Annotated in this window: 22 protein-coding genes; 12 read left to right on the forward strand and 10 right to left on the reverse strand. The window is 66.1% G+C overall.

Annotation, left to right across the window (positions count from 1 at the left end):
• Positions 1-2 precede the first annotated feature (2 nt).
• The 10 genes from HF690_RS02975 to map all read right to left on the reverse strand — a co-directional run bounded on the left by HF690_RS02975 (position 3) and on the right by map (position 9,867).
• A complete protein-coding gene (locus tag HF690_RS02975) occupies positions 3-776 on the reverse strand; it encodes an alpha/beta hydrolase (protein WP_168608382.1) in 774 nt (257 codons plus the stop codon).
• Positions 777-914: 138 nt separating this feature from the next.
• On the reverse strand, positions 915-1,328 hold the full coding sequence (locus tag HF690_RS02980; protein ID WP_168608383.1) for an NUDIX hydrolase: 414 nt from the start codon (positions 1,326-1,328) through the stop codon (positions 915-917).
• Positions 1,329-1,389: 61 nt separating this feature from the next.
• Positions 1,390-2,520: a succinyl-diaminopimelate desuccinylase gene (dapE, locus tag HF690_RS02985; protein ID WP_168608384.1), complete on the reverse strand. Its 1,131-nt coding sequence runs from the start codon at positions 2,518-2,520 to the stop codon at positions 1,390-1,392.
• A gap of 67 nt (positions 2,521-2,587) precedes the next feature.
• The gene (locus HF690_RS02990) at positions 2,588-3,073 is read right to left on the reverse strand and encodes an AAA family ATPase (RefSeq protein ID WP_168608385.1); all 486 of its coding nucleotides are present in this window, start codon (positions 3,071-3,073) and stop codon (positions 2,588-2,590) included.
• Positions 3,074-3,123: 50 nt separating this feature from the next.
• A complete protein-coding gene (locus HF690_RS02995; RefSeq protein ID WP_113065261.1) occupies positions 3,124-4,182 on the reverse strand; it encodes a VIT1/CCC1 transporter family protein in 1,059 nt (352 codons plus the stop codon).
• A gap of 1 nt (position 4,183) precedes the next feature.
• Positions 4,184-4,540 carry a Spx/MgsR family RNA polymerase-binding regulatory protein gene (locus tag HF690_RS03000; RefSeq protein WP_168608386.1) on the reverse strand — a complete coding sequence of 119 codons (357 nt, stop codon included), beginning with the start codon at positions 4,538-4,540 and terminating at the stop codon, positions 4,184-4,186.
• Positions 4,537-5,364 carry a 2,3,4,5-tetrahydropyridine-2,6-dicarboxylate N-succinyltransferase gene (gene dapD / locus HF690_RS03005; protein ID WP_168608387.1) on the reverse strand — a complete coding sequence of 276 codons (828 nt, stop codon included), beginning with the start codon at positions 5,362-5,364 and terminating at the stop codon, positions 4,537-4,539. Before dapD ends, HF690_RS03000 begins: the two co-directional genes overlap by 4 nt.
• A 132-nt stretch (positions 5,365-5,496) precedes the next feature.
• Entirely contained in the window at positions 5,497-6,087 is a 591-nt protein-coding gene (locus HF690_RS03010; protein WP_168608388.1) for a DsrE family protein, read from the reverse strand.
• 85 nt (positions 6,088-6,172) lie between these two features.
• Entirely contained in the window at positions 6,173-8,836 is a 2,664-nt protein-coding gene (gene glnD, locus HF690_RS03015; protein ID WP_240601807.1) for a [protein-PII] uridylyltransferase, read from the reverse strand.
• A gap of 266 nt (positions 8,837-9,102) precedes the next feature.
• On the reverse strand, positions 9,103-9,867 hold the full coding sequence (gene map / locus HF690_RS03020; protein ID WP_113065265.1) for a type I methionyl aminopeptidase: 765 nt from the start codon (positions 9,865-9,867) through the stop codon (positions 9,103-9,105).
• A gap of 348 nt (positions 9,868-10,215) precedes the next feature.
• Between map and rpsB the strand changes: the two genes are divergently transcribed.
• The 12 genes from rpsB to lpxA all read left to right on the forward strand — a co-directional run bounded on the left by rpsB (position 10,216) and on the right by lpxA (position 22,654).
• Positions 10,216-11,097, forward strand: coding sequence for a 30S ribosomal protein S2 (gene rpsB, locus HF690_RS03025; protein WP_113065266.1), 882 nt, complete (start codon positions 10,216-10,218; stop codon positions 11,095-11,097).
• A 60-nt stretch (positions 11,098-11,157) separates the two neighbouring features.
• Positions 11,158-12,036: a translation elongation factor Ts gene (tsf, locus tag HF690_RS03030; RefSeq protein WP_168608389.1), complete on the forward strand. Its 879-nt coding sequence runs from the start codon at positions 11,158-11,160 to the stop codon at positions 12,034-12,036.
• A 167-nt stretch (positions 12,037-12,203) separates the two neighbouring features.
• Positions 12,204-12,929, forward strand: coding sequence for a UMP kinase (gene pyrH / locus HF690_RS03035; RefSeq protein ID WP_113065268.1), 726 nt, complete (start codon positions 12,204-12,206; stop codon positions 12,927-12,929).
• Positions 12,930-13,026: 97 nt separating this feature from the next.
• The gene (frr, locus tag HF690_RS03040; protein WP_113065269.1) at positions 13,027-13,584 is read left to right on the forward strand and encodes a ribosome recycling factor; all 558 of its coding nucleotides are present in this window, start codon (positions 13,027-13,029) and stop codon (positions 13,582-13,584) included.
• A 25-nt stretch (positions 13,585-13,609) separates the two neighbouring features.
• The gene (gene uppS / locus HF690_RS03045; RefSeq protein ID WP_168608390.1) at positions 13,610-14,359 is read left to right on the forward strand and encodes a polyprenyl diphosphate synthase; all 750 of its coding nucleotides are present in this window, start codon (positions 13,610-13,612) and stop codon (positions 14,357-14,359) included.
• 15 nt (positions 14,360-14,374) lie between these two features.
• On the forward strand, positions 14,375-15,196 hold the full coding sequence (locus HF690_RS03050; protein WP_168608391.1) for a phosphatidate cytidylyltransferase: 822 nt from the start codon (positions 14,375-14,377) through the stop codon (positions 15,194-15,196).
• A gap of 37 nt (positions 15,197-15,233) precedes the next feature.
• Positions 15,234-16,409 (forward strand): 1-deoxy-D-xylulose-5-phosphate reductoisomerase, encoded by a 1,176-nt coding sequence (dxr, locus tag HF690_RS03055; protein WP_168608392.1) that lies wholly within the window; start codon positions 15,234-15,236, stop codon positions 16,407-16,409.
• Between the two features lie 69 nt (positions 16,410-16,478).
• A complete protein-coding gene (rseP, locus tag HF690_RS03060) occupies positions 16,479-17,825 on the forward strand; it encodes an RIP metalloprotease RseP (RefSeq protein ID WP_113065273.1) in 1,347 nt (448 codons plus the stop codon).
• Positions 17,826-17,889: 64 nt separating this feature from the next.
• Positions 17,890-20,202 carry an outer membrane protein assembly factor BamA gene (gene bamA / locus HF690_RS03065; RefSeq protein ID WP_168608393.1) on the forward strand — a complete coding sequence of 771 codons (2,313 nt, stop codon included), beginning with the start codon at positions 17,890-17,892 and terminating at the stop codon, positions 20,200-20,202.
• Between the two features lie 197 nt (positions 20,203-20,399).
• A complete protein-coding gene (gene lpxD, locus HF690_RS03070) occupies positions 20,400-21,419 on the forward strand; it encodes a UDP-3-O-(3-hydroxymyristoyl)glucosamine N-acyltransferase (protein ID WP_113065275.1) in 1,020 nt (339 codons plus the stop codon).
• On the forward strand, positions 21,412-21,870 hold the full coding sequence (gene fabZ, locus HF690_RS03075; RefSeq protein ID WP_113065276.1) for a 3-hydroxyacyl-ACP dehydratase FabZ: 459 nt from the start codon (positions 21,412-21,414) through the stop codon (positions 21,868-21,870). The genes lpxD and fabZ overlap by 8 nt, the downstream gene beginning before the upstream one ends.
• Positions 21,871-21,880: 10 nt before the next feature.
• The gene (gene lpxA, locus HF690_RS03080) at positions 21,881-22,654 is read left to right on the forward strand and encodes an acyl-ACP--UDP-N-acetylglucosamine O-acyltransferase (protein WP_113065277.1); all 774 of its coding nucleotides are present in this window, start codon (positions 21,881-21,883) and stop codon (positions 22,652-22,654) included.
• Positions 22,655-22,715: the final 61 nt, after the last annotated feature.

Genomic DNA, 22,715 nt, shown 5'->3' on the forward strand with positions numbered 1-22,715 from the left:
CCTCAGTGCTCCGGATGAGCACCGACCGGCGCCTCGCCGACCTTGCGCAAAAAGGCCTCGAAACTACGCAGGTTCGCCTTGCAGCCCTTGGGGTCGCGCGAGCAGATCATGGTCGAGGCGCCATGCATGCCGGCCTTGGGCCGGTAACGCGTGATGTTCGCACCATGTGCATCGCGCAGAACGTTGCTCACGCGCCCTTCTTCCTTCGGATCCGTGGTGATGTACAGCGGCACCTTGATCTTGGCCGCCGCCTGCTTGATCAGGTTCTTGTCGGCGAAATACTCGCCTGGGGAAAAGCTCGCCACCGCCGCAAGGTCGCCGGGATGCTTCGCGGCAAGCCGCAGCACCAGCGAAGCGGAATACGAACTGCCCACCGCCACGATGGTGGCGTACTTGCGCGCCTTGGCCCAGGCCAGCGCGGCTTCCAGGTCCCGTTGCGCATCCAGATAGTCGCCGGAGGCGCCCAACTTGGCCACGGTCTCGTTGTGCCCCCCGAAATAGCCGCCGCCCGAACGCTGGTCGATCGCCAGCGTGTCATAACCGAGCTTGTTGAACACCGGGATCAGCGGCGCGTATTCATGCCGGCTGGCGCCAGCTTGGTGGAACAGCAGAAGAATCTTGCCGCCATGTCCGGACGTCGGTGTGAACGTGCCGTAGACCGACACGCCGTCGCTCGTATGCAGCGTGACCGGCTTCCCTGCAAACGCGAGCATCGGCGCGAGCAGCAGCATGAGTACGCCGAGACGCATGGCGTGACGCAGATTCGTGATTCGCATGAGGGCATTCTCCATTCCTGGCCGGATCTCGCATCCTACCCCCTCGAGCCAGACGCCGACAGAAACACGGCAGGCGAGTCCCTGTGCACCGCGCCGCGAAGGACGACGCCGCGCGATGCAACCGACCCGCGCGGACAACTACAGCGTCTGTCGCCAGCGCAAGAAAGCGGGAAGAATGTGCTTCGCGCTCAGCGGCGCGACCCGCACGTCGCGCGGCCCCTGCGGATCGACCCAGGCCATGGCCTCGATTTCCGCCTGCGGCGAGGGCGTTCCGACCACCGACACATGGAATGCCTGCGCCCGCACGCGTCGACCCGGTTCGTGCACGGCGCGTTCCTCGAATTCGCCCAGATGCACGGCCGTGGCCGGATCGAGCCGCACGCCGAGCTCCTCTTCAAGCTCTCGCGCCAGCGTCTCCAGCCACGCCTCGCCCGGCTCGATCTTTCCACCGGGCTGAATGAAGGTATCGGAAGCGCGCTTGCGTACGAGCAGCACCTCGCCGGCATCGTTCGCGATCACGGCGGCGACGGTTCGTATGAGATCGGCGGACATGAATCAGCTTCGTCTTCGTTCGATTCGTGCACAGGGGCCGAGCACAGCGGCCTGCATGCGTTCAGAGAAGGGATACGGCAATGGCCCCGTAGAGTCCCGGCAGGCGCTCCAGGTCCGCGACCGCGACACATTCGTCGACTTTATGGATGGTGGCATTGGCCGGCCCCAGCTCGACCACCTCCACGCCCAGCGGGGCGACGAAACGGCCATCGGACGTCCCCCCACCGGTACTCTGCTCGGGGTCGAGGCCGACGTGTTCACGGCAGACCGTGACGACGGTCTCGCGCAGCCTGCCACCGGGCGGGGAGAGAAACGGACGGCCGGAATCGTGCCAGTGGATATGCCAATCCAGCGCGTGCCGATCGAGGATCGCCTCGGCGCGCGCACGCAGCTGTTCTGCGGTGCTCGCGGTGCTGTAGCGGAAGTTGAACAGGGCTTCCAGCGTGCCCGGAATGACGTTGTTGGCACCGGTGCCGGCATGGATGTTGGACACCTGCAGCGAGGTCGGCGGGAAGTCGTCGTTGCCGTCGTCCCAGTGTTCGGCGACCAGTTCGGCCAGCGCGGGTGCGAACCGGTGGATCGGATTGTCGGCCTGCTGCGGATAGGCCACGTGGCCCTGCACGCCGCGCACGGTCAGCGTGGCCGAGAGCGACCCGCGACGACCTACGCGGATCAGATCGCCGAGCTGCGCCTTCGCCGACGGCTCGCCGACGACGCACCAGTCGATGCGTTCGTCGCGCGCCTTGAAGGCATCGGCCACCTTGCGCACACCGTCGATGGCGTCGCCTTCCTCGTCACTGGTCAACAGCAGCGCCACGCGACCATCATGATCGGGATGCGCGGCGACGAAGGCTTCCAGCGCCACCACCATCGCTGCGACGCTGCCCTTCATGTCCGCCGCGCCGCGGCCGTACAGCACGCCATCGCGGATCGTCGGCTCGAACGGCGGCGTGGCCCAGGCGTCCTCGGGACCGCTGGGCACGACATCGGTGTGGCCCAGAAACGCCAGTGTCGGAGCGTCCTTCGCACCATGCGTGACCCACAGGTTGTCGACCTCGCCGAAACGCAGGCGCTCGATGCGGAATCCTGCGCGTTCCAGACGCGCGGCGATCAGATCCTGGCAACCGGCATCCTCCGGCGTCACGGAACGGCGGCGGATCAGTTCGCAGGTGAGATCGAGAACGTCGGACATGGAAGACATGTGAGCGGGAGTATCGCGTCGAGGCTGACGCAAGGCCGCGCGACGCGCAAGTACTGCGTCAGTCCATCGCCGGCAGCGTGGTGTATTCGGTCTTCTCGCCAGCATGCGCATCGAACAGGCGACGATGCGCGGCGTAGGACCAGGCGTCGTCGCGTTCGTAGTAGCCGCTCACCCAGGCCTGCAGGTTGTCCAGCATCGCGTCCTGCTTTGCCGGCGAGTCGTACTTGTGCGGCTCCCACGGCCGACGCCGGTTGTTGGCCAGACAGGCCTCGCGTCCGGGATTGAGAAACAGCAGCTCGGTGCAGGCGTGCGCCGCATGTTCGACCAGATCGCCGTAGCAGCCTTCGATGACCCAGGCGTCGTGCTGCGCGATGAACGCATCGAGATCGGCCAGCACCCGCTCCATCGGTCGCGCCTCCGCGATGCGCCCCGGCTCCCAGACGATGGTGTCCAGGTCGAGATGCGCGCAACCATGCCGCGCGGCGAGCCTTTTCGCCAGCGTGCTCTTGCCGGAACCGGAGTTGCCGAAGATCAGCGCGCGCATGAAAGTCTCGTCTCGCAAAAACGCTCAGGATGCCCGAGACAGCCGACCGGTCAGCTCAGCACCGCGCCCAGCGCGTTGCCCAACAGCCAGGTGACACCGGCGGCCGCCGTGGTGATGGCGAACTGGCGCGCGATGGAGAACCCGACATTCCGGCCAGTGAACAACGAGGTCGCGGTGGCGATCAGCGCCAGACCGGCAGCCGCCGCGATCACGCTGCCGACCAGCGCCGCGCGACCGTGCAGGAACACATACGGCGCAACCGGAAACGCCGCGCCCAACGCGAACAGCGCGAACGACGACAGCGCCGCGCTCCAGGCCGAACCACCCAGGTCTTCCGGGTCGACGCCCATGTCCTCACGCACCAGCAGGTCCAGCGCCGAACGCGGACTGTCGACCAGCTGCGCGGCCATGGTTTCGGAAGCGGCCTCGCCCAGCCCCTTCTCGCGATAGATCGCGGCGATGTGCTGGCGCACGTCTTCCGGTGCGACCGCCAGCCGCTCTGCGCGCGCGGTGATCTGCGCCTGATAGAACTCGCGCGAGCTGTTCACCGACAGCCATTCGCCCAGCGCCATGGAGCAGGCGCCCGCGACCAGACCGGCCAGTCCCGCCAGCAGCACCGCGTGATCGGCCACGGCGGCGCCGGCCATGCCCATGACCAGACTGACGTTGGAGACCAGACCGTCGTTGGCGCCCAGTACCGCCGCACGCAGGGTATTGCCGTCCTGCCCGCGCAGTCCGCTGCGCGGCAGCGCGTGGCCAGCATTGCGGAAATGATCGCGGTAATCCCGGCGATCGACCGGCGTATCGTGATGATCCGCATGCGTGATGCGCGCCACGGTCGGCATGACGAAGTCGCTGCCGAAGCGCTCCGCCAGCCACAGCAGCGAACGCACGCGGATGCTGGGACGATAAGGCGGCGCGGACACGCCGAGCGCCTGCAATTGCCCGGCCCAGAAATCCGCATTAGCGCACTCCGCCTCAGCGATCCGGCGATAGGCGCGTGCAGCACGGGCGTCGTCGCTGAGCGCGGCCAGGCCGTCGTACAGCGCGGCGTTGTCACGCTCGATGCGCAGGTTGGTCAGATAGCGGCGAGTCACGGCGCGTTTCATGTCAGCGTCCGAACCGTTGCTTGAACAGGTTGTCCTTGAAGCCGACGCTGACGCTGCCGTCGTCCAGCACCACGACCGGACGGCGCACCAGCGCGGGGCATTCCTTGATCAGCAGCGTCCATTCCGGATCGCTGCCCGGATCCTTGCGCTGCGGCAGCAGGTTGCGCCAGGTGGTCGAAGCCTTGTTGACCAGCTTCTCCCAGCCGCCCAATTGCCCCGCCCAGTCCTTCAGCGTGGCGGCCGGCACCGGCTGCTCGCGATAGTCGACGAAGTCGTAGGCAACCTCGAAGCGGTCCAGCCACTTGCGCGCCTTGCGGCAGGTATCGCAGGTCTTCAGTCCGTAGACGGTGACGGTCATTGCGCGGCCCTCAGCAGTTCGTTGATACCGGTCTTGGCGCGGGTCTTCTCGTCGACCTGCTTGACGATGATGGCGGCGTACAGGCTGTGCGATCCGTCCTTGGCCGGCAGGCTGCCGGCAACCACGACGCTGCCGGCGGGCACGCGGCCGTAGCTGATCTCGCTGGTGGCACGGTTGTAGATGCGCGTGGACTGACCCAGGAACACGCCCATGCCGATCACGCTTCCGCGTTCGACCACCACGCCCTCGACCACTTCCGAACGCGCGCCGATGAAGCAGTTGTCCTCGATGATGGTCGGACCGGCCTGCAGCGGTTCCAGCACACCGCCGATGCCGACGCCGCCGGACAGATGCACGTGCGCGCCGATCTGTGCGCAGGAACCGACGGTGGCCCAGGTGTCGACCATGGTGCCCTCGCCGACGTGCGCGCCGATGTTGACGTAGCTGGGCATCAGCACGGCGTTCCGGGCGATGTGCGCACCGCGGCGCACCAGCGCGCCCGGCACCACGCGTGCGCCGAGGTTCAGCAGCTCGTCGTGGTCGCCCAGCGGAAAACGCAGCGGCACCTTGTCGAACGCTTGCGCGGGGCCGCCGTCGACCACCTTGTTGTCGTTGATGCGGAAGTACAGCAGCACCGCCTTCTTCAGCCACTGATGCACGGTCCAGTCGCCGTTCTCCTCGCGCGTGGCGACGCGACGCTCGCCGGATTCGAGCAGGTCCAGCGCCTGCGCCACGGCCGGACGGATGTGCGTCTCGATCTCGCTCTGGGTCAGTTCGTTGCGGCGCTCGAAGGCGTCGTCGATGAGGGCTTCGATGGAAGACATGCGGCGGGGATTCCAGGATCTCGATACAAGCTGCAAAGAGTACACGCAGGCACCGCGTGCTGTCACCGTCGCGGCACGAAAAACGGCCGCCGCGTCGCCGCGACGGCCGTCCATATGGGCAATGCGGAAAGCCTACAGTTGCATGTAGCTGTAGCCGCGATGGCCGTAGATGACCGTGTCGGTCAGCGCCGACAGGGTGATGGTCACGGCGGAATCGATCTGGTCGTCCTTGATGCCGTGTCCGGCCATGGCCTGGCTGCAGATCATCAGCTTCACGCCAGCCTTCTTCAGCGCGTGCAGCACGGCCAGATTCGGATTGTCGTGCTTGAACAGCTTGCGGTAGGTGGCATTGTCCAGCGCCAGCGGCGTCGCCTTGCCTTCCAGCAGCGCAACGATGTGCACGTGATCGGACGGCACCTTGGCGAAACCCATCAGGTTCACCAAACGGGCCAGGCGATCCAGCGAGCCGGACATCTTGCCCGGGTCGTCGTTGGCGCTGACCACGTCGACGAAGACTTTGTAGTCGACCGCCGGATCGGGCTGCATGTCGACGTCCGTGCGCGGGTGCACGCCGCCGAACTTGGCGATCACGGGATGGATCCAGCTGACCTCCGCCGCCTTGTGCTTGGGCGCCTGATGGTGCTCGGCAGCCAGTGAAGGCAGCGCGAACGCGCACAACGCCAATGCGACCAGGACCGAACGGCCTGACTTTCCGATGTTCATGTCGTTTCCCCGAATGGTGACCGCGCGATGCGGAGTGCGACGACGATACGTGACGCCGCGCCGTTCACCAAGCATCGCCCCGGATTCAGGACGCCTCGCGCTGCGGCCCCACCAGAGGCAGCAGGGCCTCGCGTAGACGGGTCTGCAACGCGGGATCGAGTCGTCCGTTTTCGCCGTCCGTGAGCTGGAAGAAATCCTCCACGCGTTCACCGAACGTGGCGATGCGCGCATCGTGCACGCGCACGCCGACCTCGACGAACGCCTGCGCCACCACGGCCAGCAGCCCCGGCCGGTCGGTGCAGACCAGCGCCAGCTGGGTCCGCCCGGCGGCGACGTCGTCCGTGAACTCGATGCGCGGAGCCATCTGGAAATGTCGCTGTCGCCGCGTCAGATTGCGCTTGGCCGGCTGCGCGCGGGCCGGCCTGGCCAGCGCGCGTGCCAGCCGCACGCGCAGGTCCTCGGCGCGCTCCAGGCTGGCCGGTTCCTGCGTCTCCGATTCCAGCAGCAGGAAGGTGTCGAGCGCCATGCCCGTAGGCGAGCCCAGCACGCGTGCCTGCACCACGGAGAAACGCATGCGGTCGAGCATGGCGGTCACGGTGGCGAACAGACCGTCGCGATCCGGCGCGTACACGAACACCTCAGTGCAACCACGCACCGAGAACGGATGCACTTCGACCAGCGGCAACTCGCCCTTGGCATTGAGGATGGCGGTGGTCTGCCAGGCGACCTGTTCCGGGCGATGTCGCAGAAAGCTGAGATCGGGGAAGTCGGCCCAAATGTGGGCGACATCGTCGGCATCGAAGCCATCATCGAGCAGCATCGACAACGCGCGTTCACGGCAGTCGCGCACACGCGCCTCGGCGCGCAGCGGCAGGGCCAGGTCCGAGCGCAACGCGTAGCGCGCAGCCACGTAGAGATCGGCCAGCAGACGATCCTTCCACGAATTCCACAGCTTCGGGCTGGTGCCGATGATGTCGGCGATGGTCAGCAGGTAGAGATGGTCAAGATGTTCCCAGTCACCGACCTCGGTGGCGAAGCGATGCACCACGTCCGGGTCGGTGATGTCCTGCCGCTGCGCCGTGGTACTCATCAGCAGATGCCAGCGCACCAGCCAGGCGACCAGGGCCCCGTCCTCGTCGGGCACGCCGAGACGCGTGCAGAAATCGCGCGCGTCGGCCTCGCCCAGCACGGAATGATCGCCACCGCGCCCCTTGGCAATGTCGTGGAACAGCGCGGCCAGAAGCAGGATTTCCGGGCGATCCAGCGTCGCCCAGATCTCGCAGGCGATGGGAAACTCGCGGCGCGCCTGCGGATCGGCAAAACGCGCCACATTGCGCAGCACGCGCATGGTGTGCTCGTCGACGGTGTAGACGTGAAACAGGTCGTACTGCATGCGCCCGACCACGCGCGCGAACGGCGGCAGGATCGCGGCGAGCAGCCCGAAGCGGTTCATCCGCCACAGCGCCTCGACCGCCGGCGCACCGCGATGCAGCAAGGCGCGCAACGCATCCAGCACCGCGCGATCCTCGCCAATCTCGGTGCCGCGGTCGGCTGCGGCCTGCTGGATCCGGCGCATGGTCTCGGCGGTGAAGCCGACCAGCTCGGGATGATCCAGGCGCAGCACGAAGCCTTCGATCAACGCAGCGGGACGACGCAGGAAAAGGTCGGGATCGCGCGGTTCCAGACGCGCGCCTAAACGCATGAAATCATCGTTGAGCGGCTCCGGCGTCACATCGGGCTCGAGCAGTTCCTCGAAACGCTCGCCGAGTTGCACGCCCAGCCGCTCGATCACCGTGGCGGCGCGGTAGTAGCCCTGCATGAACTGCTCGACACCCAGATTCTTGGCATGCTCGTCCTCGAAACCCAGCCTCGCGGCCAGTGCGCGCTGGTAGTCGAACAGCAGACGCTCCTCGGCGCGCCCCGCTTCCAGATGCAGCGCGAACCGGTAGCGCTGCAGGGTCGATTCGGCACTGACAATGGCTTCGTGCTCGGCCGGATCGAGCAACCCCTCGGCGGCCATGGCATCGAAATCACCGACGCCGGCCACGCGCCGCCCGAGCCAGCGCATCAGATCCAACGTGCGCAGACCGCCCGGACCGTCCTTGAGATTCGGTTCGAGATTGTGCGCGGTATCGTCGTGCCGCGCGTGGCGTTGGGCCTGTTCGGCCAGCTTGGCTTCGAGAAAAGCCTGCGGCGGCCACAGCGCCGGATCCTCGACGATCGCGTTGTAATCGCCCTGCATGCCCGCGTCGCCGGCCAGCCAGCGCCCTTCGATCATGCTGGTGAAGACGCTGACGTCCTCGGCGGCCAGCGCGCGGCATTGTTCGGCATCGCGCACCGCGCTGCCGGGCTTCAGACCGATATCCCACAGACAAGCGAAGAATCGCTGCAGCGCCGGCGCCTGCCGCTCGCCGGACTGCGGGGTGACCAGCACCAGCAGGTCCACGTCCGAATGCGGGAACAGCAAGCCACGCCCGAAACCGCCGACCGCGAACAGGGAAACGCCTTCGGGCGCACCGAGAAAGGCGGTCCAGACATGCAGCAGCACGCGCTGCACCAGCTCGCAACGGCGCCGCGCCAGCGCACCGGCGTCCGCACCGGCCGCAAAGGAGGCCGCCAGAGCCCGGTCGGCATCGGCGATCAGCAGCCGCAGCGCACGTCGCGCATCCGCCGACACGCCCGAACGCGGCACGCCGCGTGGCAGGCGCGGCAGAGCGGGCAGTAGACGACGAGTGGCGAGTTCGGGCACGGTGCGTATCAGAAGTGGGACATCGAGAAACGAGTAAAGGCGGATTCCACGCAGGACGCAAGACATCGACGCCCTTGTTCCATGCACCCGCCCCGGTCTGCATGCCCGGAGCAGCTCCGTTGCAGGCAACGCGGCGCGGCGCGGTACATCTCAACGCACGCCCGGAGAAAGGCCCCGGAGCATTCGGTCAGAAGCCAACCGCCGTCCGCATGCCGAAGAATTCCGGCACGCACGCCGTCCTCACTTCTCCCCGCTCACTTGCGCCTTCAGGCGTCCGGCCAGGGCGTCAGGATCTCGAAGCCGTCGTCGGTGACGGCGATGGTGTGCTCCCACTGCGCGGACAGCGAATGGTCTTTCGTGACCACCGTCCAGCCATCCGGCAACGAGCGGGTGCCGGCCTTGCCAGCGTTGATCATCGGCTCGACCGTGAAGGTCATGCCCTTCTCCAGCTTCAGACCGGCGCCGGGCTTGCCGTAATGCAGCACCTGCGGCTCATCGTGGTAGATCTTGCCGATGCCGTGACCGCAGTATTCGCGCACCACGGAGAAGCCGGCGGCCTCGGCGTGCTTCTGGATGGCGTGACCGACATCGCCCAGGGTCGCGCCCGGACGCACCGCCTCGATGCCCTTCATCATGGCTTCCCAGGTCACGTCCACCAGGCGCTGCGCGCGCACGCTGGGCGTGCCGGCGATGAACATGCGGCTGGTGTCTCCGTGCCAGCCATCCTTGATGACGGTGACGTCGCAATTGACGATGTCGCCGTCCTTGAGCACCTTGCGCTCGTTCGGAATGCCATGGCAGATGACATGGTTGACCGAGGTGCACAGCGTCTTCGGAAAACCGCGATAGCCGACGTTGGCCGGCACGGCCTTCTGCACGTTGACGATGTGCTCGTAAGCGATGCGATCGAGCTCTTCCGTGGTCACGCCGGGTTTGACGTGCTCCTTGAGCAACGCCAGAACCTCGGCAGCGAGGCGTCCGGCGACGCGCATCTTCTCGATTTCTTCGGGGGTCTTGGGTACTGCGGGCATACGCCGAATCCTGTGCTTTTCCGGTTCCGCCGCGACGACCGTTCGTCGCCGGGCGGCTGAACAATTTTCCCGAACCGTTTCAGCTGCTTGTGGAAGCCTTCCGCATGCAGCTACAATTGGCCGGTTCTGTCGCCGCCGAGTGCCTGTTCGGCCCCATGCGGCGCGCGGAGCGAAAGACGATTGTAACCCCTGTGCGGGATACTCGTCGGGCCGGAAGCGAAATGGTTCGCGCCGGCACACTACAACGCCACACACGCATCGACACCGGTTTCGGGGTGCCCTGCCCGCTTTTCAAGCGCCAGGGTCGAGGTCGGGGATGCGTGGAGGTTCAACCCCAAGGAGTACAACATGCCTCAAGTCACCATGCGCCAGATGCTCGAAGCCGGCGTGCATTTCGGTCATCAGACCCGTTACTGGAATCCGAAGATGGGTCCGTACATCTTCGGCGCCCGCGGCAAGATCCACATCGTCAACCTCGAGAAGACGCTGCCGCTGTTCAACGACGCCATGAACTACGTGTCGGGCCTGGCGCAGAAGCGCGGCACGATGCTGTTCGTCGGCACCAAGCGCGCCGCGCGCGAAGCCGTTGCCGAGGAAGCCGCCCGCTGCGGCATGCCGTTCGTCTCCCAGCGCTGGCTGGGCGGCATGCTGACCAACTTCCGCACCGTCAAGCAGTCGGTCGCGCGCCTGAAGGAGCTGGAAGCAGCCGAGACCGACGGCACCTTCGAGAAGCTGGTCAAGCACGAAGTGCTGTCGCTGCGTCGCGAGCGCGACAAGCTGGAGAAGTCGCTGGGCGGCATCAAGGACATGAACCGCCTGCCGGACGCCCTGTTCGTCATCGACATCGGTCACGAGGACATCGCCGTGCAGGAAGCCCGCAAGCTGGGCATCCCGGTGGTCGCCGTGGTCGACACCAACTACGACCCGAGCCTGGTGGACTACGCCATTCCGGGCAACGATGACGCCATCCGCGCCATCCAGCTGTACACCCGCGCCGCGGCCGACTCCGTGCTGGAAGGCAAGGCCGCTTCGCCGGCCGCCGCCCAGGGCGACGGCAACGACTTCGTCGAACTCGACGCCGAGGGCAACCCGGTGATGAAGGCCGACGACAAGAAGAAGGCGCCGGCCAAGAAGGCTGCGGCCAAGAAGCCTGCCGCCAAGAAGGACGCCGAGCCCGCCGCCGAAGCCAAGGCCGACAAGGCCGAGGCCAAGGAAGCCGACAGCAAGTAAGTCATTCACGACGCACGCCCCGCGCGGGGCGTGCGCCCGCAAGAACATCGAGGAAATCCGATGCAGATCAGTGCACAACAGGTCAAGGAACTGCGCGAGCGCTCCGGCGCCGGCATGATGGAATGCAAGAAGGCCCTGGTGGCCAACGAGGGCGACATCGACGTCGCCATGGAATGGCTGCGCAAGCAGGGTCTGGCCAAGGCCGACAAGAAGGCCGGCCGCGTGGCCGCCGAAGGCCGCATCGTCGCGGCGCAGGACGGCGGCAAGGCGGTCCTGGTCGAAGTCAACTGCGAGACCGACTTCGTGGCCAAGGACGAGAACTTCCTGACCTTCAGCGACAACGTTGCCAAGGTGGCCCTGGAGTCGGGCGCCGCCGACGTCGACGCGCTGAAGAGCGCCGCCTACCCGGGCGGTGACAGCGTCGAGGACACCGCCAAGGGCCTGATCGCCAAGATCGGCGAGAACATCCAGGTGCGTCGCATGGCGCGCGTGGACGTCGACGGCGTGATCGGCAGCTACATTCACGGCGGCCGCATCGGCGTGCTGGTGGCCCTGAAGGGCGGTTCCGAGGAACTGGCCAAGGGCATCGCCATGCACGTGGCGGCGATGAACCCGAACTTCATCCACCCCGAGGACGTGCCGTCCGAGGTGCTGGAGAAGGAGAAGGAAATCGCCCTGGCGCAGATGACCGAGAAGGACAAGGCCAAGCCGGCCGAGATCCAGGAGAAGATGATCCAGGGCAAGCTGCGCAAGCTGTGCGCGGAACAGTCCCTGACCGGTCAGGCCTACGTCATGGACACCGGCAGCAACGTCGGTGACGTGCTGAAGAAGGAAGGCGCCGAGATCCTGGCCGTCGAGCGTCTCGCCGTGGGCGAAGGCATCGAGAAGGCCGAAGACGACTTCGCCGCCGAGGTGATGAAGCAGGCCGGCCTGGCCTGATTCACCCTCCACCGCTGTACCGAAGAAGGGCCGCGCCTGTCGCGGCCCTTCTTTTATGCCCGCGGCCTGTCCGCGGCATTTCGTCCGAACGGCGCGCGCAGACTGCTATGCCGCGCCGGCATCCGCTACAATCTCGGGCGTTTGCCCGCCTCTCTGGAAATCCGCCCATGTCCGAATCCGCGCCGAAATATCGCCGCATCCTGCTGAAACTCTCCGGTGAGGCCCTGATGGGCGACGAGGACTACGGGATCGATCCCAAGGTCATCGGTCGACTGGCCGACGAAATCATCGAGGCCAGCAAGGCGGGTGTGGAGATCGGCGTGGTCATCGGCGGCGGCAACATCTTCCGCGGCGCAGGCCTGGCCGCAGCAGGCATGGACCGCGTCACCGGCGACCACATGGGCATGCTGGCCACAGTCATGAATGCGCTGGCCATGCAGGACGCGCTGGAGAAGCGCGGCGCCTATGCGCGCGTGATGAGCGCGATCCCCATCCATGACGTGTGCGAGGACTTCATCCGTCGCCGCGCCATCCGCCATATCGAGAAGGGCCGCATCGCCCTGTTCGCGGCCGGCATCGGCAACCCGTTCTTCACCACCGACTCGGCCGCGGCCCTGCGCGCGGTCGAACTCGGCGCGGACCTGCTGCTGAAAGCCACCAAGGTCGACGGCGTGTACACCGCCGATCCAGCCACGCACAGCGATGCGGTGCGCTTCGAGACGCTGACCTACGACGAGGTCATCGAGCGCAAGCTGGCAGTCATGGACACCGCGGCCATCGCCCTGTGCCGCGATCACGGCATGCCGCTGCGCATCTACGACCAGACCAAGCCGGGCAACCTCGCGCGCATCCTGCGCGGCGAGCCCGTCGGCACCCTGGTCGAAGCCGCCTGATCCCGCGCCGCAGCCGCGGCGAAGACTTTCCCCTCGCGCCGGTTGCACGCCGGCGCGCTGCTATACTCGCCGGATCGCCCGGCCCCTGGAGTCCTGCATGATCAACGACATCAAGAACGATGCACAAACCCGCATGGGCAAGAGCGTCGAGTCGCTCAGGCACGAACTGCAACGCCTGCGCACCGGTCGCGCCAGCGTCGCCCTGGTCGAAGGCATCAAGGTGCCCTACTACGGCTCGGACATGCCGCTGACCCAGGTCGCCGGCGTCGCCGTGACCGACGGCCGCTCGCTGACCATCACGCCGTGGGAAAAGGACATGGTCGGCCCCATCGAGAAGGCCATCATGGCTTCCGACATCGGCATCACGCCGACCACCGCCGGCATGGTGATCCGCCTGAACCTGCCGCCGCTCACCGAGGAGCGCCGCAAGGAACTGGCCAAGCACGTCGCCGGCGAGGGCGAGAACGCCAAGATCGCCATCCGCAACATCCGCCGCGACGCGCTGCATCAGGTCAAGGAACTGGAAAAGGCCAAGGAAATCAGCGAGGACGACGAGCGTCGCGCCGAGGAAGAGATCCAGCGCCTGACCGATCATTTCGTGAAGGAAGTCGACGCCGTGGCGCAGGCCAAGGAAGAGGAGCTGATGGCGGTCTGATCCGCCCGGCTTCATCTCCGCGTCCATGAGCACCGACACGCCCAGCCTTCCGCGCCACGTCGCCATCATCATGGACGGCAACGGCCGCTGGGCCGAGCAGCGTCGCCAACCGCGCAGTTTCGGCCACCGAGCCGGCCAGAAGGCGGTGCGCCAGGCCATCGAGCACTGCATGCGCCGAGGCATCGGCGCCCTGACGCTGTTCGCCTTCTCGAGCGAGAACTGGCGCCGACCGGAGACCGAGGTTTCTGCGTTGATGACGCTGTTCCTGAAGGCCCTCGACAAGGAAGTCGATCAACTGCACGCGAATGGCGTGTGCCTGCGCTTCATCGGCGATCTGTCGCGCTTCGACGCGCCCCTGCGCGAACGCATGCACGCCGCGCGTGAGCGCACGGCAGGCAACACTGCACTGCACGTCAACGTGGCCGTGAACTACGGCGGTCACTGGGACATCGCGCAGGCCGCGAGATCGCTCGCCGAAGCCGCTGCGCGCGGCGATCTGGACCCGACCGGGATCGATGCCGAGATGCTCGGCGCGCACGTCTGTCTGGCCGACCTTCCCGCACCGGACCTGTTCATCCGCACCGGCGGCGAACACCGCATCAGCAATTTCCTGCTGTGGCAACTGGCCTATACGGAGCTGGTGTTCACGGATACGCTGTGGCCGGACTTCGATGCCGACTGTCTGGACGCGGCGCTCGACGACTTTGCCGGTCGCCAGCGCCGCTTCGGCCGTACCGGATCGCAAGTCGCCGAATCCACCGCGCCCCAACCCTAGGGACGACCGAAACGCATGCTTCTACAGCGCATCCTGACCGCTCTCATCCTCATTCCGCTCGCCCTCGCGGTGATGCTGCTGCCGCCGACCTGGCTGTTCGGCGTCATCGTCGGCGCCGTGTTCCTGGCCGCGCAGTGGGAATGGACGCGGCTGTGCGGCGTGCGCAAGGTTTCCGTGCGCCTGGCCTGGCTGACGCTGACGCTGATCGCGCTGATCGCGCTGTGGATATTGCGCGCACAGATCTGGATCTGGACGCTCGGCGTGGCCGTCGGCGTGCTGTGGTGGCTGACCAGCCTGCTGTGGCTGCGTCACTACAGCTTTGCGGCCTCACCGACGCACGAGCATGTCGCGCTGAAACTCACGGTCGGTCTGCTGATTTTCATACCGTCCTGGCTGGCCCTGATCGGCATGCACGGCGAGGCGCGAGGCCCCTGGTGGGTGCTGCTGGCGATCCTGCTGGTATGGGCCGCCGACACCGGCGCCTATTTTTCCGGCCGCCTGTTCGGCAAGCGCAAGCTGGCGCCACGCATCAGTCCGGGCAAGACCTGGGCCGGCGTCTATGGCGCGCTGATCCTGGGCGGCGCGGTCAGCGTCATCGGCGGCTGGCTGCTGGACATACGCCATCCGATCGCGCTACTGGGCATGCTGGTGCTGGGCGTGGTCACCGTCGCCGCTTCCATTCTGGGCGACCTGATCGAGAGCCTGTTCAAGCGCCAGGCCGACATCAAGGACTCCGGAACCCTGTTTCCCGGCCACGGCGGTCTGCTGGACCGACTCGACAGCGTGTTCGCCGCCCTGCCCGTGTTCGTGATCGCCAAGCTGCTGCTGGGCCTGTGATGGTCTTGTTCCGAACGCGAAAGGCGGAGAACCGCACATGAGAACGCTGGCCGTATTCGGCGCCACCGGCTCGATCGGCGGCAGTACCCTGGACGTGGTCGCGCGCCACCCCGACCGCTTCCGCGTCGGCGTGCTCGCCGCGCACCGCAACAGCGAGAAACTCGCGCAGCTGTGCGCGCGCTTCCGGCCGCAGTGCGCCATCCTCGCCGACCCGACCATGGAGAACGACCTGCGCAGACGTCTGGCCAGCGCCGGCGTCGAGTGCGAGGTCCAGTCGGGCATGGCCGCCATCAGCGCGGCCGCCACCGACGCACGCTACGACACTGTGGTCGCCGCCATCGTCGGCGCGGCCGGCCTCGACTCCACCCTGGCCGCCGCGCGCGCCGGCAAGCGTCTGCTGCTCGCCAACAAGGAATCCGTGGTCATGGCCGGCGCACTCCTGATGCAGGCGCTGCACGAGGGCGGCGGCGAACTGATCCCGGTCGATTCCGAGCACAACGCCATCTTCCAGTGCCTGCCGGGCGAGCGTCCGCCGCTGGCCGCGGCGGGCGTGCGCAAGCTGATCCTGACCGCCTCGGGCGGCCCGTTCCGTGGACGCACACGCCGCGATCTGCACGACATCACGCCAGACCAGGCCTGCGCGCACCCGAACTGGAGCATGGGCCGCAAGATCTCGGTCGATTCGGCGACGCTGATGAACAAGGGCCTCGAAGTCATCGAGGCGCATCATCTGTTCGGCGCCGCGCCCGACATCATCGACGTGGTAGTGCACCGGCAGAGCCTGGTGCACTCGCTGGTCGAGTACGCGGACGGCTCGGTGCTGGCGCAGCTCGGCAACCCGGACATGCGCACGGCGCTGGCGCATGCGCTGGCCTGGCCCGAGCGCATCGAGGCCGGCGTGCCGCCGCTGGACCTGGCCGCCGTCGCACAACTCGATTTCGAGCCACCCGACACCACCACCTTCCGCTGCCTCGACCTGGCCTTCCAGGCCCTGCGCGAGGGTGGCGACGCGACCACGCTCCTCAATGCCGCCAACGAAGTCGCGGTCGCGGCGTTTCTCGAAGGAACGCTGCCGTTTCTCGGCATTGCCGACGTCATCGAGCAGGTCCTTGCGGAACTGCCTGCCGAAGCCGTGGTCGATATTCAGACACTCAGGGCGCGTGATCTCAAGGCTCGCGATACGGCTCGCCGCTGCATCGGCGGACGCTGCTAAGCTACACGGATCATGCCGCACCGCGGCGTGTGCCCACTTTCTGCTGCTGATTCAAGACCCAACGACTGCATGAGCACATTTTTCGGTTCCGTCTGGTGGCTGATCGTCACCCTCGGCCTGCTGGTGACCTTCCACGAATTCGGTCACTTCTGGGTGGCGCGCCGCTGTGGCGTGAAGGTGCTGCGTTTCTCGGTCGGCTTCGGGCGCGCCATCTGGAGCCGCGTCGGTCGCGACGGCACCGAATACCGCATCGCGATGATTCCCCTGGGCGGCTACGTGAAAATGCTCGACGCACGCGAGGGTGAGGTCCCCGAGGACCAGAAGGACCAGGAATTCACCGGCAAGAGCGTCTGGAAGCGCATCGCCATCGTCGCCGCCGGCCCGGGTTTCAATCTGATCTTCGCGGTGGCCGCTTTCTGGCTGATGTTCGTGATCGGCAAACCCGACGCCGTTCCGGTACTCGCCGCGCCACCGTCGCACACGCTTGCCGCGGAAGCCGGCATCCGCAGCGGCGACCGCATCGTGGCCGTGGACGGCAACAAGGTCGTGACCTGGAGCGGCGCGCTCGATGCCATCAGCGAGGATGCGCTGCTGCGCCAGCCCGTGCGACTGGATGTGCGGCATCAGGGCGAGGTGCGAACCGTCACGCTGGCGCTGAACGAGTTGCCCGCGGATACCGCCATGCAGACGGCCTTCGACCGCATCGGCCTGTTGCCGGGCGGCATCCCGCCCGTCGTCGGCAAACTGGTGCAGGACGGCGCGGCGGCGAAAGCAGGCATCCAGAGTGGCGACCGAATTCTCAGCATCGACGACACGCCGGTCCACTACTTCACCGACATCGGCACCATTCTCGACGAGCACATGAAACACGCGTCCAGCGTCGAGATCGCCATCCGTCGGCAGGACCGCACACTGAAGCTGGCCCTGACGCCGAAGCATGTGATCGATGACGGCAAGGACGTGTGGCGACTGGGGGTCTACAATGCTCCGGCCAAGCAGGAAACCGCCATCCTCCGTTACGGTCCGATCGCCGCGCTGGGTCACGCCTTCGCCACCACCTGGGACAAGACCGCGACCACGTTCCAGATGATCGGCCGCATCCTCACCGGGCAGGCCTCGGCACGCAACCTTTCCGGTGTGATCACCATCGCCCGCGTGGCCAACGCCTCGGCACAACTCGGGCTGACCTGGTTCCTGGGCTTCCTCGGACTGGTGTCGCTGAGCCTCGCCGTGATCAACCTGTTGCCGATCCCCGTCTTGGACGGCGGGCATCTGCTGTATTACCTTATCGAGCTGGTCAAGGGCAGCCCGGTCAGCGAACGCACCATGATCGCCGGCCAGTTCATCGGTCTTGCCCTGCTCGCCTGCCTGGTCGGGCTGGCTCTGTACAACGATATTCTCGGACTCTCGTCTTGAACCGAGGCCCTTATTCGCTGCGGCCTGCTGCCGCGTACTCGCGCATCACCCACTGGAATCGACGATGAAGCGTATCGCCGCCCTGATCCTGCTTGCCTCCATGACCGCCAAGGCCATGGCCATGCAGCCGTTCACGATCTCCGACATCCGCGTCGACGGCCTGCAGCGCATTGCTGCGGGCACGGTCTACAGCTACCTGCCGGTCGCCAAGGGCGACACCCTGACCGAAGCCAATGCCAAGCAGTCCATCAAGGCACTGTTCAATACCGGCTTCTTCAGCGACGTCGAGCTGGAACGCCAGGGCGACATCCTGGTCATCAAGGTCGTCGAACGGCCGTCCATCGCCAAGCTCAACATCCGCGGCAACAAGGCCATCAAGACCGACGACCTGAAGAAGGGCCTGAAGCAGATCGGCCTGACCGAGGGCGACACCTTCGACCCGCTGGCGCTGAGCCGCGTGCAGGACGAACTGATCACGCAGTACTACAACCGCGGCAAGTACAACGTCTCGGTGAAGACCCACGTCACGCACCTGGACCGCAACCGCGTCTCGCTGGACATCGTCGTGCGCGAGGGCAAGACCGCGCGCATCAAGGCCATCAACATCGTCGGCAACACGACCTTCAGCGACAAGCAGATCCGCGACAATTTCGAATCCGACACCAGCAACTGGCTGTCCTGGTACACCAAGGACGACCAGTACTCGAAGGAAAAACTCTCCGGCGATCTCAAGAAGCTCGATTCGTACTACATGAATCGCGGCTACGCGGACTTCAACATCAACTCCACGCAGGTGATGATCAGTCCGAACAAGCGCAAGATGTACATCACCGCCAACATCAAGCAGGGCGAGGTGTACAAGATTTCCGACGTGCACCTGCTGGGCAATCTGGTGCTGCCCGAGAAGACCATCCGCAAGCTGGTCTTCATGCAGAAGGGCGACACCTTCAATCGCTACCTGGTCGAGCAGAGCAAGAAGGCGATCAAGAACGTGCTGTCCAACATCGGCTACGCCTTCGCCGAAGTGCAGGTCGTGCCTAAGCTGGACAAGAAGAACCGCACCGCGGACATGACCTTCTACATCAAGCCGGGCAAGCGCGTGTACGTGCGCCGCATCAATTTCCAGGGCAACACCAAGACCCAGGATTCGGTGCTGCGCCGCGAGATGCGCCAGCCGGAAGGCGCCTGGTACTCGCAGGCCGCGATCGACGCCTCCAAGCGCCGTCTGCAGACCCTGGGCTACTTCAAGGACGACGTGAAGGTCGACACCCAGCGCGTGCCGGGCACCGACGACGAAGTGGATCTGAACGTCAAGGTCGAGGAGAAATCCTCCGGCAGCCTGATGTTCGGCGTCGGCTACTCGCAGTACTCGGGCGTGATCCTCAGCGCCTCGGTGTCGCAGAACAACTTCCTCGGCAGCGGCGACAAGTTCTCCGTGGCCGTGCAGCACAGCAGCTACTACTCGCAGATCCAGCTGGGCTACGTGAACCCGTATCTGACCGACGACGGCGTCAGCATCGGCTACAACGCCACGTACAGCAAACTGGACTACGGCAATACCGACTTCGCCAACTACACCAACAGCACCCGCTCGTTCTCGACGACCGTCGGCGTGCCGGTCAGCGAAGTCGACCGCCTGCAGTTCGGTCTGGGCCTGACCAGCAACAAGATCAATCTGTTCCCGGGCTTCTCGCCGCAGGAACTGGTCGATTACCAGAACCTGATCGGAAACAAGACCGTCCACTCCTGGACCGGAACCATCGGTTACTCGCGCGACACGCGCAATTACTACTGGGCGCCGACCACCGGCGGCGTGGAGTCCCTGTCCATCAACGCGGCCCTGCCCGGTTCCACCGTGCAGTTCTGGAAGGCCTTCTACCACGGCAACCATTACTGGCCCGTCGGCGGCGGTTTCGTGTTGCTGCTCGATGGCGAAGTCGGCTATGGCAAGACCTACGGCAAGGACAAGAAGTACGGCTTCCCGTTCTGGGAGAACTACTATGCCGGCGGCGTGCGTGACGTCCGCGGCTTCCAGGACAACACACTGGGTCCGCGCGCCTACGTCCCGGCCTACGGCTATTCGCAGCCGGTCGGCGGCGCCTTCAAGGTCAAGGGCACCGCGCAGGTGTTCCTGCCGATTCCCGCCCTGAAGGACGTCAGTACCGCCCGTGTCGCCGCCTTCGTCGACGTCGGCAACGTGTACAAGGACTACAACTCCTTCAACGCCAAGGATCTGCGCGCCTCCTACGGCCTGTCGCTGCAGTGGCAGGCGCCGATCGGTCCGCTGGTGATCAGCTTTGCGGTGCCGTTCCGCGACCAGCCGCAGGATCGCCGCTACGAGGAACGCCTGCAGTTCACCTTCGGCAACCAGTTCTGAGCGTTGCCGGCATGATCCCGTATGGCCGTCCCGGCGTTCCCGGAGCGGCCTCACGGGCAATCCGGGCCGCCAGGTCGTAGAATCCGACAGGATCGGATCCGTCGCGTTCGCGGTTTTCGCGCCCAACGCGGTCGTTCCGGGCACGTCATTCGACCACTGGTCCATTGCATAGCCGCTCGGCGGCAGGGGAGCACCGTGTGAGCCGTTACACACTGGCCGAACTGGCCGAACGTTTCGACGTGCAGGTACAGGGCGACGCCGAGACTCTCATCGAAGGCGTCGGCACGCTGGCCTCGTCCGGGCCGGGCCAGCTGACTTTCCTGGCCAACAGCCGCTATACCGCGCAGATGCGCGAAACCGGCGCCTCCGCGGTGGTTCTCGACGCGGATTCGGCGGACGAATGCCCGACCCCCGCCCTGATCGCACGCGACCCGTATCTCGCCTTCGCCAAGATCGCCGCCCTGTTCGAGAAACGTGCCGCGGCCGAACCCGGCATCCACCCGACCGCCGTGGTTTCGCCCAGCGCCGAAGTGGCCGAGACCGCCTGCATCGGGCCGTACTGCGTCATCGAGGACAACGCGCGCGTCGAGGACGGCGCGGTACTCGGTCCCTACTGCATGGTCGGCCCGGACTGCGTGATCGGCGCGCAGTCGCGACTGGTCGCCCGCGTGACCCTGGTCATTCGCGTGCGCCTCGGCCGACGCGTGCTGGTGCATCCGGGCGTGGTGATCGGCGCGGACGGCTTCGGCATCGCCGTCGATGCCGGGCACTGGACCAAGGTGCCGCAGCTCGGCGGCGTGCGCATCGGCGACGACTGCGAAATCGGCGCCAACACCACCATCGACCGCGGCGCCCTGGAAGACACCGTGCTGGCCGAAGACGTGCGTCTGGACAACCAGATCCAGATCGCCCACAACGTGCAGATCGGCGCACACACCGCCATGGCCGGTTGCAGCGCGGTGGCCGGCAGCGCGAAAATCGGCAGCTGGTGCCTGGTCGGCGGCGACGCCGGCATCCTCGGGCATCTGGAAGTGACCGATCGGGTTACCATTACCTCCAAGAGTCTGGTGACGCATTCGATTCGCGAACCAGGCGAATATTCATCCGGCGTGCCGCTGCAGGAAAACCGCCTGTGGCGACGCAACGCCGCACGTTTCAAGAAACTGGACGAGTACGCGCGCCGCCTCACGGCGCTGGAAAGGAAAGATCATGACTGACGCCATCAAGTTGCCGGTGAACGTGGAGCAGATCCAGGAGCTCCTACCGCACCGCTATCCCTTCCTTCTGGTCGATCGCGTGATCGAACTGGAGCCCGGCGAGCGCGTTGTCGCGATCAAGAACGTCTCCATGAACGAGCCGTTCTTCCAGGGCCACTTCCCCAACCATCCGGTCATGCCCGGCGTGCTGGTGATCGAAGCGATGGCCCAGGCCGCAGGCACCCTGATCATGCTCAGCAACCAGAGCAACTCGGACACCAATCCCCTTTTCTACCTGGCCAAGGTCGACAAGGCACGCTTCTCCGCCAAGGTGGTGCCGGGCGACCAGCTGCGTCTGGAAGTGCGCCTGAAGCGTATGCTGCGAGGCATGGGCCTGTTCGAGGCTCGCGCGGTAGTGGACGGCAACGAAGTGGCCAGTTGCGAACTGATGTGCGCCGGTCGCGCCGAGTGAGGTCAATGCGATGATTCACGCCAGTGCCCAGATCGACCCCAAGGCCCGCCTCGCCGACAATGTCCAGGTCGGTGCGTTCAGCGTCATCGGCGCGGACGTGGAAATCGGCGCAGGCACGGTCATCGGACCGCACGTGGTCATCGAAGGCCCCACCCGCATCGGCGAAGGCAACCACATCCACTCGTTCGCCTCGATCGGCGGCGACGCCCAGGACAAGAAGTACCACGGCGAGCGCACCGAACTGATCATCGGCGACAACAACGTCTTCCGCGAATTCGTCACCATTAATCGCGGCACGGGCGACGGCGGCGGCGCGACCCGCATCGGCAACGACAATTGGTTCCTGGCCTACGTGCATATTGCCCACGACTGCCAGGTCGGCAACCACACCGTGTTCTCCAACAACGCCTCGCTGGCGGGACACGTGGAAGTCGGCGACTGGGTCATCATGGCCGGATTCAGCGGCGTGCATCAGTTCTGCAAGATCGGTGATCACGCCTTCGTCGGCATGGGCTGCCTGGTCGGTGCCGACGTGCCGCCCTTCGTCATCATGGGCAAGCAGGAGCACGGCCGGCCGCGCGGCATCAACAGCGAAGGTCTGAAGCGCCGCGGCTTCGAGCCGGAACGCATCGCCACCATCCGGCGCGCCTACCGCACGCTGTACATGGCGGGCCTGCCGCTGGCCGAAGCGCGCGAGCGATTGAACGAACAGGCCGGCTCCAGCGAGGATGTGCAAGCCATGCTCGACTTCATTGACAGCAGCGAACGCTCGCTGAAGCGCTGAACTTCCCGCCGAACTCGGCGGCGGCTCGATGAACCCTTTCCAACATGCGCTTTCGTCGCGC

It is taken from the genome of Oleiagrimonas citrea, from assembly GCF_012395255.1.
GTDB lineage: Bacteria > Pseudomonadota > Gammaproteobacteria > Xanthomonadales > Rhodanobacteraceae > Oleiagrimonas > Oleiagrimonas citrea.

Bases quoted from the DNA above. Each gene is read 5' to 3' on its own strand.
- HF690_RS02975 (WP_168608382.1), bottom strand. From the start codon at position 776: ATGCGAATCACGAATCTGCGTCACGCCATGCGTCTCGGCGTACTCATG.
- HF690_RS02980 (WP_168608383.1), bottom strand. From the start codon at position 1,328: ATGTCCGCCGATCTCATACGAACCGTCGCCGCCGTGATCGCGAACGAT.
- dapE (WP_168608384.1), bottom strand. From the start codon at position 2,520: ATGTCCGACGTTCTCGATCTCACCTGCGAACTGATCCGCCGCCGTTCC.
- HF690_RS02990 (WP_168608385.1), bottom strand. From the start codon at position 3,073: ATGCGCGCGCTGATCTTCGGCAACTCCGGTTCCGGCAAGAGCACGCTG.
- HF690_RS02995 (WP_113065261.1), bottom strand. From the start codon at position 4,182: ATGAAACGCGCCGTGACTCGCCGCTATCTGACCAACCTGCGCATCGAG.
- HF690_RS03000 (WP_168608386.1), bottom strand. From the start codon at position 4,540: ATGACCGTCACCGTCTACGGACTGAAGACCTGCGATACCTGCCGCAAG.
- dapD (WP_168608387.1), bottom strand. From the start codon at position 5,364: ATGTCTTCCATCGAAGCCCTCATCGACGACGCCTTCGAGCGCCGCAAC.
- HF690_RS03010 (WP_168608388.1), bottom strand. From the start codon at position 6,087: ATGAACATCGGAAAGTCAGGCCGTTCGGTCCTGGTCGCATTGGCGTTG.
- map (WP_113065265.1), bottom strand. From the start codon at position 9,867: ATGCCCGCAGTACCCAAGACCCCCGAAGAAATCGAGAAGATGCGCGTC.
- rpsB (WP_113065266.1), top strand. From the start codon at position 10,216: ATGCCTCAAGTCACCATGCGCCAGATGCTCGAAGCCGGCGTGCATTTC.
- tsf (WP_168608389.1), top strand. From the start codon at position 11,158: ATGCAGATCAGTGCACAACAGGTCAAGGAACTGCGCGAGCGCTCCGGC.
- pyrH (WP_113065268.1), top strand. From the start codon at position 12,204: ATGTCCGAATCCGCGCCGAAATATCGCCGCATCCTGCTGAAACTCTCC.
- frr (WP_113065269.1), top strand. From the start codon at position 13,027: ATGATCAACGACATCAAGAACGATGCACAAACCCGCATGGGCAAGAGC.
- uppS (WP_168608390.1), top strand. From the start codon at position 13,610: ATGAGCACCGACACGCCCAGCCTTCCGCGCCACGTCGCCATCATCATG.
- HF690_RS03050 (WP_168608391.1), top strand. From the start codon at position 14,375: ATGCTTCTACAGCGCATCCTGACCGCTCTCATCCTCATTCCGCTCGCC.
- dxr (WP_168608392.1), top strand. From the start codon at position 15,234: ATGAGAACGCTGGCCGTATTCGGCGCCACCGGCTCGATCGGCGGCAGT.
- rseP (WP_113065273.1), top strand. From the start codon at position 16,479: ATGAGCACATTTTTCGGTTCCGTCTGGTGGCTGATCGTCACCCTCGGC.
- bamA (WP_168608393.1), top strand. From the start codon at position 17,890: ATGAAGCGTATCGCCGCCCTGATCCTGCTTGCCTCCATGACCGCCAAG.
- fabZ (WP_113065276.1), top strand. From the start codon at position 21,412: ATGACTGACGCCATCAAGTTGCCGGTGAACGTGGAGCAGATCCAGGAG.
- lpxA (WP_113065277.1), top strand. From the start codon at position 21,881: ATGATTCACGCCAGTGCCCAGATCGACCCCAAGGCCCGCCTCGCCGAC.